This window comes from Paraburkholderia pallida (genome assembly GCF_004524855.1).
GTDB classification, from domain to species: domain Bacteria; phylum Pseudomonadota; class Gammaproteobacteria; order Burkholderiales; family Burkholderiaceae; genus Paraburkholderia; species Paraburkholderia oxyphila.
This window is the reverse complement of the sequence record NZ_CP038148.1, coordinates 3,193,524-3,205,778: the sequence shown is the minus strand read 5'-3', so window position 1 is coordinate 3,205,778 and position 12,255 is coordinate 3,193,524. Positions and strand designations below refer to the sequence as shown.

The 12,255-nt window shown below is 69.0% G+C and carries 14 protein-coding genes and 1 other RNA gene; 6 read left to right on the top strand and 9 right to left on the bottom strand.

All coding sequences use genetic code 11. From position 1 onward, the window contains the following. The first annotated feature begins 37 nt into the window (after positions 1-37). On the top strand, positions 38-952 hold the full coding sequence (gene lgt, locus E1956_RS14545; RefSeq protein ID WP_028221204.1) for a prolipoprotein diacylglyceryl transferase: 915 nt from the start codon (positions 38-40) through the stop codon (positions 950-952). Positions 953-1,096: 144 nt separating this feature from the next. Here the strand turns inward: lgt and E1956_RS14540 are convergent, their stop codons facing one another. The 5 genes from E1956_RS14540 to E1956_RS14520 all read right to left on the bottom strand — a co-directional run bounded on the left by E1956_RS14540 (position 1,097) and on the right by E1956_RS14520 (position 3,640). Continuing rightward, positions 1,097-1,828: an SIMPL domain-containing protein gene (locus E1956_RS14540; protein ID WP_028221203.1), complete on the bottom strand. Its 732-nt coding sequence runs from the start codon at positions 1,826-1,828 to the stop codon at positions 1,097-1,099. A gap of 260 nt (positions 1,829-2,088) precedes the next feature. Then, positions 2,089-2,547 (bottom strand): EVE domain-containing protein, encoded by a 459-nt coding sequence (locus E1956_RS14535; RefSeq protein ID WP_134749912.1) that lies wholly within the window; start codon positions 2,545-2,547, stop codon positions 2,089-2,091. Between the two features lie 130 nt (positions 2,548-2,677). Continuing rightward, positions 2,678-2,858: non-coding RNA, 6S RNA (ssrS, locus tag E1956_RS14530), on the bottom strand. 120 nt (positions 2,859-2,978) lie between these two features. Further along, a complete protein-coding gene (locus E1956_RS14525; protein WP_134749910.1) occupies positions 2,979-3,293 on the bottom strand; it encodes a cell division protein ZapA in 315 nt (104 codons plus the stop codon). After that, on the bottom strand, positions 3,290-3,640 hold the full coding sequence (locus tag E1956_RS14520) for an ATPase (protein WP_134749907.1): 351 nt from the start codon (positions 3,638-3,640) through the stop codon (positions 3,290-3,292). The genes E1956_RS14525 and E1956_RS14520 overlap by 4 nt, the downstream gene beginning before the upstream one ends. A gap of 535 nt (positions 3,641-4,175) precedes the next feature. On the opposite strand from E1956_RS14520, the gene E1956_RS14515 reads away from it, so the two are divergent. The 5 genes from E1956_RS14515 to cobC are packed head-to-tail and all read left to right on the top strand — an operon-like array spanning position 4,176 to position 8,528. Beyond that, positions 4,176-5,207, top strand: coding sequence for a FecCD family ABC transporter permease (locus E1956_RS14515; protein WP_134750654.1), 1,032 nt, complete (start codon positions 4,176-4,178; stop codon positions 5,205-5,207). Continuing rightward, on the top strand, positions 5,204-6,040 hold the full coding sequence (locus E1956_RS14510) for an ABC transporter ATP-binding protein (protein ID WP_134749905.1): 837 nt from the start codon (positions 5,204-5,206) through the stop codon (positions 6,038-6,040). The genes E1956_RS14515 and E1956_RS14510 overlap by 4 nt, the downstream gene beginning before the upstream one ends. 46 nt (positions 6,041-6,086) lie before the next feature. Continuing rightward, on the top strand, positions 6,087-7,175 hold the full coding sequence (gene cobT, locus E1956_RS14505) for a nicotinate-nucleotide--dimethylbenzimidazole phosphoribosyltransferase (RefSeq protein WP_134749903.1): 1,089 nt from the start codon (positions 6,087-6,089) through the stop codon (positions 7,173-7,175). A gap of 10 nt (positions 7,176-7,185) precedes the next feature. After that, positions 7,186-7,953, top strand: a complete 768-nt coding sequence (locus tag E1956_RS14500) for an adenosylcobinamide-GDP ribazoletransferase (RefSeq protein WP_134749901.1) — start codon at positions 7,186-7,188, stop codon at positions 7,951-7,953. After that, entirely contained in the window at positions 7,938-8,528 is a 591-nt protein-coding gene (gene cobC / locus E1956_RS14495; RefSeq protein ID WP_134749899.1) for an alpha-ribazole phosphatase, read from the top strand. The genes E1956_RS14500 and cobC overlap by 16 nt, the downstream gene beginning before the upstream one ends. A gap of 30 nt (positions 8,529-8,558) precedes the next feature. On the opposite strand, the gene E1956_RS14490 is transcribed toward cobC, so the two are convergent. Genes E1956_RS14490 through cobU form a run of 4 tightly spaced genes read right to left on the bottom strand, consistent with a single transcriptional unit; the run spans position 8,559 to position 12,160 of the window. Further along, the gene (locus tag E1956_RS14490) at positions 8,559-9,530 is read right to left on the bottom strand and encodes a cobalamin-binding protein (RefSeq protein WP_134749897.1); all 972 of its coding nucleotides are present in this window, start codon (positions 9,528-9,530) and stop codon (positions 8,559-8,561) included. After that, positions 9,530-10,579, bottom strand: a complete 1,050-nt coding sequence (cobD, locus tag E1956_RS14485; protein ID WP_134749895.1) for a threonine-phosphate decarboxylase CobD — start codon at positions 10,577-10,579, stop codon at positions 9,530-9,532. Before cobD ends, E1956_RS14490 begins: the two co-directional genes overlap by 1 nt. Next, positions 10,572-11,513, bottom strand: a complete 942-nt coding sequence (gene cbiB / locus E1956_RS14480) for an adenosylcobinamide-phosphate synthase CbiB (protein ID WP_134750652.1) — start codon at positions 11,511-11,513, stop codon at positions 10,572-10,574. The genes cobD and cbiB overlap by 8 nt, the downstream gene beginning before the upstream one ends. Next, on the bottom strand, positions 11,510-12,160 hold the full coding sequence (gene cobU, locus E1956_RS14475; RefSeq protein WP_134749893.1) for a bifunctional adenosylcobinamide kinase/adenosylcobinamide-phosphate guanylyltransferase: 651 nt from the start codon (positions 12,158-12,160) through the stop codon (positions 11,510-11,512). The genes cbiB and cobU overlap by 4 nt, the downstream gene beginning before the upstream one ends. Positions 12,161-12,255: the final 95 nt, after the last annotated feature.

The following is a 12,255-nucleotide window of genomic DNA, read 5'->3' as shown; positions in this document are numbered from 1 at the left end:
ATTTCCATCCTCACCGCCGACAAGCACTGATTCCACGATGCTCATCCACCCGAACTTCGACCCCGTCGCCATTCATCTGGGGCCGCTCGCCGTGCGCTGGTACGGCCTCATGTATCTCGTCGGCTTCATCCTCGCGATCGTGATCGGCCGTCTGCGCCTGCGCCTGCCTTACGTGGCCGCGCAGGGCTGGACCGCCAAGGACATCGACGACATGCTGTTCTACGGCGTGCTCGGCACGGTCCTCGGCGGGCGCCTCGGCTACGTGCTCTTCTACAAGGCGAGCTGGTACTTCGCGCATCCGCTCGACATCTTCAAGGTGTGGGAAGGCGGCATGTCGTTCCATGGCGGCTTCCTGGGCGTGACCTTCGCGATGATCCTGTTCGCGTGGCAGCGCGGACGCACGTGGCTGCAGGTCACCGACTTCGTCGCGCCGATGGTGCCCACGGGCCTCGCCGCGGGGCGTCTTGGCAACTTCATCAATGGCGAACTGTGGGGCCGCGTGACTTCGCCGGACTCGCCGTGGGCCATGATGTTTCCGGGTGCCGCCAACGACGACGCCGCGTGGCTCGCCGCGCATCCGCAACAGGCCGCGCAGTGGCATCTGAACGAAGTGTTCGCGCAATATCACCTGCTGCCGCGTCATCCGTCCGAGCTCTATGAAATCGCGCTCGAAGGCATCGCGCTCTTCATCGTGCTGATCCTGTTCTCGCGCAAGCAGCGCCCCATGGGTGCGATCTCGGCGATGTTCCTGATCGGCTATGGCCTCGCACGTTTCACCGTCGAGTTCGCGCGCGAGCCCGACGACTTCCTCGGCCTGCTCGCGCTGGGCTTGTCGATGGGGCAGTGGCTCTCGCTGCCGATGATCATTGCGGGCGTGCTGCTGATGATCTGGGCGTATCGCCGCGCGAAACGCAGCAACGGCACGCAGCCTGCGGTGAGTGCAAAGAGCTGATGCAACTGAAGCGCTTCGGCGCTGCACCGGACGCATCATGAAGAAAGCCACGGTTCTACCGTGGCTTTTTCACTTTTTGCGCGCATCGCGCGTGTCATGAGTGCCGAATGTGGGGCATGCGGCGCGACCGCTTGAACGTGCGCGTTACTTCATCTGCACCGAGCCCGACACGTTGACGGTCACGGTGGACGTGCCGCCTTCGAGCGGCATCGGCGGCGCGGCCTTCGCGTCGGCCGACATGGCGCGCGCGCTCATCATCATCATCGGTCGCGGCGGCACGCCCTGGTGGCCCACGTTCACGTCGCGCACCGTGTAGCTGCTATAGCCGAACGCGCGCGCGTTCGCGGCAGCCTGCTCGCGGAACGAGGCGATCGCCTGGCCTGCAAGCTTCTGCTGCGCAGCGCGTTGCGCTTCGGGCGAGAGCGAGAACTGCACGTTGCCTACTTGCATGACCGAAGAAATATCGCCGGCGAGCTTCGATGCGGCGGCGAAGTCGTGCGACTCGAGCACGACCTCCGTGCGGCCGCGCCATGCCGAAATGCGTCCGTCGCGATCGGTCGACGGATAGATCGAGAACTGGCCCGAGCGCGCGGTCACGCCTGCGACGCCTTTGGCTTTTTGCAGCGCTGCATCGGCGCGTTGATTGAGCGTGGCCGTGAGCGAAGCGGGATCGCTCGCTTCCTGCTCGTAGAACAGCGTAATCGTGACGACGTCCTGCGGCACCTCGGCGCTCGCCTCGGAGGACAGCGAGAGCACGCCCGACGGTTGATAGCGCGCTTCGCTCTGCGCGAGCGCGGTGCTCGGCGCGAATGTCATGGCGAGCGGCACAGCAGCAGCGAGGACGGCGGCGAGCGTGACGGCGGTTTTTCTCTTCATTTGGGCTCCTTGCAGAACGGATACGCAAACGGCGCGCACACAAACGGGTACTAGCGTGCCGGCGCGAGCGCATGATTGTGTGTAACTTCGTGCGTACGTGTCGGCTGCGTGTGCGCGATGAATATCCGTGCGTCTTCTTTAGGCGAGGTGCGCTACGCAGGGTTCCCGCCGGAGCAGGGGGGCTTTGCAATCTTTAAAGATTGGCGGCGGGCGTACGCTATGCCGCCAATCCGGGCTCATACCGGGGCTTGCATCAGGGCCTACATCAGCCGCTTGGTGATGAAGTCCCACTCGGCTTTCGTGACCGGCGTGATGGACAGACGATTGCCCTTGGCGAGCACGCGCATCTCGGCAAGTTCTTCATGCTCGCGCAACGCGGCGAGCGCAATGAGCGGGCACTTCTTTTTGAACACCACATCGACGAGCACCCAGCGCGGCGTTTCCTGCGTGGATTTTGCGTCGTAGTAGGGGCTCTTCGCGTCGAATTGCGTGGGGTCGGGATAGGGCGTGGACGAGATTTGCGCGAGGCCTGCGATGCCAGGCTCGGGGCAGCTCGAGTGATAGAAGAGCACGCCGTCGCCGATCTGCATGGTGTCGCGCATGAAATTGCGCGCCTGATAGTTGCGCACGCCGGTCCAGGGCAGTGTGCGCTCTGGAGCGTTGGCGAGGTCGTCGATGCTTGCTTCGTCGGGTTCGGACTTCATCAGCCAGTAGCGCATGAGTCGAAGAAACGCGTCGAAAGTGAAGGGGGATGCGGCAACGTCGCGGCAAGCGAAGAGGCAGCCGGATGATACAAAAGCACAGCACAAAAGGAAAACGGCATCGGACTTGAGTCCGATGCCGTTTGAATAGGTCCCCGCCATAGCCGCTAGGCCGGCATCCTGAACCGAGGGTTCAGAATTGGTCGCAGTTAGCAGCACTTTGGGTACATCAGACTAGTGACGCGCACGCCCGTGCTACAAATTTCCGCAACCGTGCACATGGCATTGGTTCAAGGAATATATGACCTTGGCGAACCAGGCAGGGAAGCTGACTAAACTGTTCGATACTACGCTGTTCGGTACTGCACGGTACCGCGAGGGCACCGCTGTTTAGAAACGTCTTGTGGACCTTTCCATGAGCAACATTTTAACGCATTGCGCAGCGGGTTTTATTGCACACCGTACTGCTGGATGACTGCGCCAAGCTGCTCGTTCATTTGGCGCATTGTACGACGGATTTCTTCCGCTGGGAATGCTTCGCCGTGCCTCACGCTCGTTTGCAGGCGCAGCAGTTCCGACGCGATCGAGAGCGCGGCCATCACCGCGATGCGATCGGTGCCGCGCACGTTGCTGTGATTGCGGATCTTCGACATCTCCGCATCCACGCGTGCCACGGCTTCGAGCAGCGCGCCTTCGGTTTCCGCTGAACAGGCGAGGCGATAGCTTTGGCCGAGAATCGTCGCTTCGATCTGTTTGGTCGTCATGCATTTTCTCCGTGGCGAGCGGCGTTGTCGTCGTCGGCGTTCTGCGAGGGCTCGAGCAAATCGAGCTGGTTCTCGCGGTCGGCGCTGCCGCGCGCGCGCGGCAGCTTTTCGAGGATTGCGTTCAGACGGACCTGCGCGTCGTCGATCTTCGCCGAGAGTGCATCGCGCTCGGCCTGCAGCGCGTTGCGCTCTTCGCGCACCTGTTCGAGTTCGGCGCGCGTCGCTTCGCATTGCGCGTGCAATTGTGCGAGTTGCTCTTCGAGCGCCACGCGTGCTTCATGATGGCGCTGATTGATCTCGATCAGCCGCCCGATGTTTTGTGAGAGTGTTTCGAGTTCGTTGAGCATGTGCTGCGTCCTCTAAAGACAGGCATTCTAGCGCGGATTGTCGCGTATTCCGACATTTGCGTCGTTTCCAGACGTAACAGCCCCGCTTCATGTCTGCTTCTTGCAGTTTTTAACCTATGAGGTGCCCGCGCGCGTCGTGCGGGAACGCATTTTGCCTCTTGCGCGAGGCCGGCCTTTGCGGTGCGCTTCGCGCTGCGCTTTTGCCGCAATAGGAACTGTATTTCGCGCAATAATGGCGCTTTCTTGACGCTCGCACGGGGCCCTCCTACACTTGCCGGCGCTCGGGCGCCGGCATGGGATTGCGTCGCGGACTGCGCGTCCCGGACTGCGCATGCCGGACTTCGCGTCCCGGACTGCGCGTCCCGGGTGCGCCCCATGCCGGCGGGCATACGTCACGCGCATGGTCATGCGTATGCGCCTCGCGAGCCGCAACGGCGACGTGTCAGTGTCCTGAGATCGACCACTTCTTCCGACGATGCGAACCGTCAACCCCGAAAATCCGCGCCGCACGCCTGCGCCGGTCTTGCCGCGCGCGATGTCGCTGCGCCGCACGATGAACGCGCGCCGTGCGGCGGCGATCTGGTGCGCGCTCGCCATGGCCGCGCTCGCCGTATTCGTGGCGTCGCTCGCGACCGGCAGCGTGCCGGTGACGCTCGGGCAGGCCCTGCACGCGCTCGTGCCGGCCACCTCTTCCACACCCAACGCCAATGACATGGCGAGCGAAATCGTCCGCACATTGCGCCTGCCGCGCGCGCTCGGCGGCTTCGCGTGCGGCGCGCTGCTCGCGCTCGCGGGCGCGCTGCTGCAAGTGCTGTTGCGCAATCCGCTCGCCGAACCCTATGTGCTGGGCGTGTCGGGTGGCGCCGCCGCGTTCGCGCTGGTGGCGATGATCGCGGGGGCGGCGTGGTGGGCCGTGCAGGCGAGCGCCTGCGCGGGCGCGTTCGTGTCGATCCTGCTCGTGCTCGGCCTTGCGCGCCGCGAACTCTGGCGCGGCGAGCCGCAGGACAGTTCCCCGCGTCTGTTGCTCACGGGCGCGGTGACGGCGGCAGGGTGGGGCGCGCTCATCACGCTCGTGCTGACGCTCGCCCCCGAAGCGAGCCTGCGCGGCATGCTGTTCTGGCTCACCGGCGACCTCAACGGCGCCGGCATGCCCTGGCCCGCATTGATCGCGCTCGCGCTCGTGCTCGTGTTCGGCGTGAGCGCCGCGCCGCGCCTGAACGTGCTGCTGCGCGGCGACGCCGCCGCCCAGGCGCTCGGGGTGCCGGTGCTGCGCCTGCGCGTGGGCGTCTATCTCGCGGCCTCGCTCGCGGCGGCGGCGGCCGTCACGACCGGCGGCACCATCGGCTTCGTCGGGCTCGTCGTGCCCCACATGCTGCGGCTCGCCTTCGGCAACGATCAGCGCATGCTCGTGCCGGCGGCCGCGCTCGCGGGCGGCCTCGCGGTCATGGGCGCCGATCTCGTCGCACGGACCGTCGCCGCGCCCACGCAACTGCCCGTGGGCGTCGTGACCGCGCTCGCGGGCGTGCCCGTGTTCCTGTGGATGTTGCTCAAGAGGCGCACGCCATGAGTCGCTCATCGAGCGCCACCGCGAGCCACGACGCCGCGCCTGCGAAGCCGCTGCTCGCCGCGCACGCGCTCACGCTGCGTGCGGGCGCGCGCACGCTCGTCGAGGGCCTCACGCAGCGCTTCGAGGCCGGCGAGATCTGGTGCGTGGCCGGCGCGAACGGCGCGGGCAAGACCACCTTGATTGCGACGCTCGCGGGCCTGCGCGAGAGCGCTGCGGGCCATGTCGACGTGGAGGGGGTGGCGCTGCGCGACTGGCGGCCGGTCCTGCTCGCGCAACGCCGCGCCCTGATGCCACAAGACGTGCGCGATGCGTTCAGCGCGAGCGTGCTCGACACCGTGCTGCTCAACCGCTATCCGCATCTCGCGGGCTGGGGCTGGGAAAGCGAGGACGACCGCGCCGCCGCGCACGCGGCGCTCGCGATGCTCGGCCTCGAGACATTCGCCGCGCGCGACGTGCTCTCGCTCTCGGGCGGCGAGCGCCAGCGCGTCGCGCTTGCGGCGGTGCTGTGCCAGGACGCGCCGCTCTTGCTGCTCGACGAGCCGCTCGCGCATCTGGACCTGCATCATCAGATCGCCTGCCTCGAGGCGCTCGCGCACTGGGTGAACACCGGGTCGCGCACTGTCGTGTTTTCCTGTCACGATCTCAATCTTGCGCGGCGCTACGCGACGCACGCGCTGCTGCTCGATGGCCGCGGCGGCTGCTTCGCGGGCCCGGTGCGCGACGTGCTCACGGCAGAGCGTGCCAGCGCCGCCTTCGGCCACCCGCTCAGGCTGATCCGCGAGGGCGCACACGAGGCGCTCGTGGCCGCCTTTGAATTTCCACGCGAGCGCTGAACCGGCGCGCGCGAATCGAACTGAATTGAACCGAACCGAAATCACCATGACTTCAACGCTTTCCGAACTGCTGGCCGTCGAGCCGCTCGACCCGTCGCTGCGCGACGAGCTTCAGCACCTCATCGATACGAAGACCAAGCCGCCGGGCAGCCTCGGCCGCCTGGAGACGCTCGCGCGCCAGCTCGGCATGATCCAGCGCACCACGCGCCCGCGCGTCGAGCGCCCGGTGATGATCGTGTTCGCGGGCGACCACGGCATCGCCAACGAAGGCGTGAGCCCGTATCCGCAGGCAGTGACCGCGCAGATGGTCGCGAACTTCCTCGCGGGCGGCGCGGCCATCAATGCATTCAGCGGCGTGGCCGGGCTCGAGCTCGAGATTGTCGATGCGGGCGTCGCGACGCCATTGCCGCCGCTGCCGTCTGCATCGACGCTCGTTTCGCTGCCGATTGCGCGCGGCACACGCAACTTCGCGCACGAGAGCGCGATGACGCGCGACGAGGCCATCGCCGCGCTCGCGGCCGGCGCCGCGCGCGTGCGCCACCATGCGGCGCTCGGCACCAACGTGATCGGCTTCGGCGAGATGGGCATTGCGAATACGTCGTCGGCCGCGTGTTTGATGAGCCGCCTGTGCAACGTGCCCATCGACGAATGCGTGGGGCGCGGCACGGGGCTCGACAACGCGGGTCTCGCGAGAAAGCGCAACGTGCTCGCCGCCGCGCTCGCGCGCCACGCGAACGTGCGCGAGCCGATCGATGTGCTCGCAACCTTCGGCGGCTTCGAGATCGCGATGATGGCGGGCGCGTTTCTCGAAGCGGCGCGCCAGCGCATGGCGATACTCGTCGATGGCTTCATCGCGACCTCGGCGCTGCTGGTGGCCGATGCGCTCGCGCCGCACGTGCGCGACTACTGCGTGTTCGCGCACGCGTCGAACGAGGCGGGGCATCGGCGCATGCTCGATCATTTCGGCGCGCGCGAGCTGCTCGCGCTCGAACTGCGTCTGGGCGAGGGCACGGGCGCGGCGCTGGCCGTGCCGCTCCTGCGCGCGGCCGTGGCGTTCCTTAACGAAATGGCGAGCTTCGAGTCCGCGGGCGTCGACGAGCGCAGCGAGAAGCCCAACGGCGAGCGTCCGCATTGACGCGCGCGCGATGAATCCGCTCGCGGAACTGCGTTACTTCTTCACGGCGCTCGGCTATTTCACGCGCGTGCCGGTGCCGCGCTGGGTCGGCTTCGAGCCGCAATGGCTGAACGCGGCGGCGCGCTATTTTCCGCTCGTCGGCGCGTTGATCGGCGTGCTCGCGGCGCTCGTGTACCTCGCGGCGCTGCATGTGTTTCCGCCGGGCGTGGCGGTGCTGCTCTCGATGGGCGCGACGCTCGTCGCCACTGGCGCGTTCCATGAAGACGGTCTCGCCGATTCCATCGACGCATTCGGCGGCGCGTACCAGCGCGAGGATGTGCTGCGCATCATGCACGACTCGCGCATTGGCGCGTTCGGCGCCATCGGCCTCGTGATTGCGCTCGCGCTGAAGTGGCAGACGCTGACCGCGCTGCCGCCGTTGCGCGCCGCCACACTGATGATCGCCGGCCACGCGGCGAGCCGCGCGCTGGCGATCAGCTATCTCGTCTCGCTCGACTACGTGCGTCCCGAAGGCAAGGCCAAGCCGGTCGCGCAGCGCATGAGTGCGCTCGCGCTCGGCTGTGCGTTTGCGTTCGGCCTGCCCTGGCTCTTCTGGCCCGCGTGGCCGGACTGGCGCGCGGGCGTGGCGACGCTCGCCGTGCTCGGCGCGCTGCGTTATGCGCTCGGCCGGTATTTCGTGCGCCGCATCGGCGGCTATACGGGCGATTGTCTTGGTTTCGCACAGCAGGTGTTCGAGCTGGCGATCTATCTGATGGGGCTCGCGTGGATCTCGTCCTGATTCGTCATCCTGCCGTGGCGGTGGAGGCGGGCGTGTGCTACGGCAAGTCCGACGTGCCGCTCGCAGCCGCCGCCGATGCGGGCGCGGCGTCGATCGCCGCGCGCCTGGCCGCGCTGGGTGCACGCGCGCCGCAGCGCATCGAAACGAGCCCGCTCACGCGCTGCGCGAGCGTTGCCCGACTGCTCGGGCAGATGCACGAGGGCGTCGCGCCGATCGAAGATGCGCGTTTGGAGGAGATGGACTTCGGCGCGTGGGAAATGCAGCGCTGGGACGCCATCGAGCGCGCGCAGATCGACGCCTGGGCCGCCGATTTCGAGCATGCGCGCGCGCATCAGGGCGAGAGCGTCGCGCAGTTCGATGCGCGCGTGTCGGCGTGGTTCGATGCGCTCGATACCGAGGCGCACGGGAGCCTGTGGACCGTCGCGCATGCGGGCGTGATCCGCGCGATCACGGCGCGCGCGTTGGGCTTGCCGCTCGCGCGTTGCGTGCGCTGGCCGCTCGAGATGGCGGCGATCGTCATGCTGCACCGTGGGGCGTCGAGCGGCGAGTGGCAGCTCGCGCGCTGGAACGCCTGAATCCCGCTGATAATTTATTCGGAGTCCTGATCAATTCGCCGCGTGGGCATCGCGTGAGCGCGCGCGATCGAGATCCTCGCACAACTGCGCCGCGCCTTGCGCGATGCGCGGTCCCGGCCGTGTGAGCAGATCGCCGTCGATGGCGTAGAGATTGTCGTGCGCCACCGCGGGCAACTGGGGCCACGCGCGCCAGTGCGTGAGCGCGGGCAGCGGCCGGTCCGGCGCCGTCGCGCCTTGCGAGGCGGTCACGATCGCGTCGGGACGGGCGGCCAGCACCGCTTCGGTCGAGAGCGTGGGCACCAGCGGGCGCAGCGCGGCAAACACGTTGCGGCCACCGCATAGCGCGATCACGTCGCTGATCATGTGCTCGCCGTTGATCGTCATGAGCGGCTGGTCCCAGACTTCGTAGAACACGCTCACCGGTGCGCGCTGCGCGTAGCGCGCGCGCAGTCGCGCGATTTCTCCCCGGTAAGCGCCGGCTGCGTCTTGCGCAGTGCGCTCCGTGCCCAGCAGCACGCCGAGCCGCGTGAGCGAGGTCGCCACGTCGTCGAGCCGGTGCGGCTCGCTGAAGAAGAGCGGGATGTGCATTTCGCGCAGACGGTCGATTTGCTGCTGCGCATTGCCGTGCCGCCAGACGACGATCAGATCGGGCTTGAGCGCGGCGATGCGTTCGAGGTCGAGCGCGCGGTTGTCGCCCACGCGCGGCACGCTCAGCGCCTGCGGCGGGTAATCGCTGTAGGCGACCGTACCCACGAGCTTCGCGCCGCCGCCCGCCGCGTAGATCAGCTCCGTGACGTGCGGCGCAAGGCTGATGACGCGTTGCGCGGGCCCGGGGAGCGTGACGGTGTTGCCGGCATCGTCGATGGCGCTCACGCCGGCGGCACAGGCCGTATCGGGCGCGCATGCGACGGCGCTCGCGAAGGATAGGGCGAGTGCGAGGGCTCGCAAGCCGGAGCGAGTGCAAGCGCGCGTGCCGGCGTGGACGATCGACTGGAGCCGCATCAGCCGAGTGCCTGCATGGCCTGCGCGAGCGCCGTCTCGAAGCGCTGCCACTCGTCTTCCGATGCGGGCAGCCCGAAACGCAGGCTCGCCGGCGCATCGAAGCGGCGCGTCCAGACCGCGCGCGCGGCCAGTGCGTCTTGCAACTCGGCGGCGCGCGCATGGACGATCCAGGCGAACAGCGGCGTGGCGCGCGGCGCGAGCCCGTGCGAGGCGAGCAGCGCCACGAGGCGCGCGCATTCGGCGGCGAGCTGCTCGCGCATCGCGCCTTGCCATGCGGTGTCTGCGAAGGCGTGCGTGACCGCATGGCGCGCAGGGCCGCTCACGGTCCACGCGCCAAGCCGCGCGCGCAGCGCCGCGAGCAGCGCGGGCGCGGCGAGCGCGAAGCCGCAGCGCGCGCCCGCGAGGCCGAAGAACTTGCCGGGCGAGCGCAGCACCACGAGGCCGGGGCGCCCGGTTGCATCCGCGAGCGAGGCCGCGCGGGAATCGGCGAAGGCGTCGGCGAAGGCTTCATCGACGATCAGCGTGCCGTCGCGCGCGGCGAGTTGCGCGTGCCAGCGCAGCAGCGTCTCGCGGCCGATAAGGCTCGCCGTGGGATTGTTGGGATTCACGACGACCGCGTGCGTGACGTCTTCGGGAAGCGTGGCGCTGGCGATGTCGAGCGGCACCACGGCGTGGCCCGCCTGTGTGAACGCAGGCGCGTACTCGCCGTAGGTGAGCGGCGCGATCGCCACGCGCGCCGCCGGTCCCTGTGTGGCCAGCAGCGCGGGCAGCGCGCGGATCGCGGCCTGGCTGCCTGCCACCGGCAACACGTGCTGCGCATCGGGCGCGCCGTAGTAGCGCGCCGCGCTGGCCGCGAAGCCGTCGCCGTCCTCGGGCAGGCGTTGCCACGCCGCGGCGGGCACCGGTGGCACCGGATAGCCGTGCGGATTGATGCCGGTCGAAAGATCGATCCACGCATCCCACGCGATGCCGTAACGGCGCGCGGCTTCGTGCAGATTGCCGCCGTGCGCGATCACGCGCGGGGCGGTGTCGAGATGCGCTTCAGACATGGGTCGCCACGCTCAGGAAGGCCAGGGCGAGGAGCACGGCGAGCCACAGGATCGTCGTGCGCTCGACGAGACGCAGCGCGGCCGTCACGTCCTCGGCGCGCGGCGGCGCGCCGGCGCCGAGCGCGGGCCGCTGCTCCACGGCGCCGTGGTAGACCGCCGCGCCGCCCAGCAGCACGTTCAGGCTGCCTGCGCCCGCGGCCATCACCGGGCCCGCGTTCGGGCTCTCCCAGCGCGGCGCCTGCTCGCGCCAGCAGCGCAGCGCGACGCGCGTGTCGCCGAGCAGCGCGTAGCTCGTGGCCGTGAGGCGGGCGGGAATCCAGTTGAGCACGTCGTCGATGCGGGCCGCCGCCCAGCCAAAGCGCAAGAAGCGCGGCGTGCGGTAGCCCCACATCGCGTCGAGCGTGTTGGCGAGGCGAAACGCGAGCGCGCCCGGGCCGCCCGCGAGGGCGAACCAGAACAGCGCGCCGAAGATCGCGTCGTTGCCGTTTTCGAGCGCCGATTCGCAGGCGGCCCGCGAGAGCGCGGTGGCGTCGGCGTTCGCGGTGTCGCGCGAGACGATGCGCGCGGTCAATTCGCGCGCCGCCACGAGGTCGCGTTCGGCGAGTGCGCGTGCGATGGGCGCGATGTGCTCTTCGAGGCTGCGCGCGCCGAGCGCGAACCACAGCAGCGCGACATGGAGCGCCCACGCGAGCGGCCAGGGCAGCACGGCGCACAGCAGCGCCGCGAGCGCGACGGGCGGCGCAACGGCGGCGAGCCAGGCCAAGAGGCCGAGCGGGCGGCCGCGGCGGCCGGTGTTCAGCCGCTTTTCGATGCGGCTCGCGAGCGCGCCGAACGCGACGAGCGGATGCGCGCGGCGTGGCTCGCCGATCCAGCGGTCGACGGTCACGCCGGCGACGGCTAGCGCGGCGGTGGCGGGCAGGCTCAGCATCGTCAGCATGATCGGCCCGGCTCGCCCGATCCGCTTGCTGTGTCAGCCGAAGGCGCCTTGAGCGCGCCCGATCCGCTTGCTGCGTCAGCCGACGGTGCCTTGAGCACGAGCGGCAAGCCGGCGGCCACGAGGGTCGCGCGGTGGGCGAGCGCGGCGATGCGCTGGTTCAGGCGCCCAAGCTCGTCGACATAAAGACGCGTGGCCGCGCCCAGCGGCACGACGCCCATGCCGATCTCGTTGCTCACGACGAGCACGCTGCAGTCGGCGTGCTTCGCGCGCTCGCAGGCGGCGGCGAAGGCGTCGAGGCGCGCGCGCCAGTCGGGCAGCGGCGCTTCCGATTCGGGCGGGCAAAGCAGGTTGGCGAGCCACAGCGTGAGGCAATCGATCAGCACGCACTGGCCGCGCGTGGCCGCGGCGTCGAGCGCGCCCGCGAGATCGAGCGGCGCTTCCACGATGACCCAGTGCGCGGGCCGCCGCGCGCGATGATGGGCGATGCGCGCGGCGAACTCGGCATCGGCGTGGGCGCCCTCGGGCGTGGCCGCGGTGGCGATATAGGTGACCGGCAGGCCGCTGTCTGCGGCGAGGCGTTCGGCGTAGGCGCTCTTGCCCGAGCGCGCGCCGCCGACGATGAAGGTGAAGTCGCGCGAAATCATCGCGTGATTGTAGCGGCTAGTCTCCGACAGATTGACGGCGATCGCGGCGCGAGCGCGTGGCAGGCGATCTCGACGCGGCGCGGACCGTCCGCGGC

Coding starts and splice junctions, on each gene's coding strand:
- lgt (WP_028221204.1), top strand. CDS start 38: ATGCTCATCCACCCGAACTTCGACCCCGTCGCCATTCATCTGGGGCCG.
- E1956_RS14540 (WP_028221203.1), bottom strand. CDS start 1,828: ATGAAGAGAAAAACCGCCGTCACGCTCGCCGCCGTCCTCGCTGCTGCT.
- E1956_RS14535 (WP_134749912.1), bottom strand. CDS start 2,547: ATGCGCTACTGGCTGATGAAGTCCGAACCCGACGAAGCAAGCATCGAC.
- E1956_RS14525 (WP_134749910.1), bottom strand. CDS start 3,293: ATGACGACCAAACAGATCGAAGCGACGATTCTCGGCCAAAGCTATCGC.
- E1956_RS14520 (WP_134749907.1), bottom strand. CDS start 3,640: ATGCTCAACGAACTCGAAACACTCTCACAAAACATCGGGCGGCTGATC.
- E1956_RS14515 (WP_134750654.1), top strand. CDS start 4,176: ATGTCGCTGCGCCGCACGATGAACGCGCGCCGTGCGGCGGCGATCTGG.
- E1956_RS14510 (WP_134749905.1), top strand. CDS start 5,204: ATGAGTCGCTCATCGAGCGCCACCGCGAGCCACGACGCCGCGCCTGCG.
- cobT (WP_134749903.1), top strand. CDS start 6,087: ATGACTTCAACGCTTTCCGAACTGCTGGCCGTCGAGCCGCTCGACCCG.
- E1956_RS14500 (WP_134749901.1), top strand. CDS start 7,186: ATGAATCCGCTCGCGGAACTGCGTTACTTCTTCACGGCGCTCGGCTAT.
- E1956_RS14490 (WP_134749897.1), bottom strand. CDS start 9,530: ATGCGGCTCCAGTCGATCGTCCACGCCGGCACGCGCGCTTGCACTCGC.
- cobD (WP_134749895.1), bottom strand. CDS start 10,579: ATGTCTGAAGCGCATCTCGACACCGCCCCGCGCGTGATCGCGCACGGC.
- cobU (WP_134749893.1), bottom strand. CDS start 12,160: ATGATTTCGCGCGACTTCACCTTCATCGTCGGCGGCGCGCGCTCGGGC.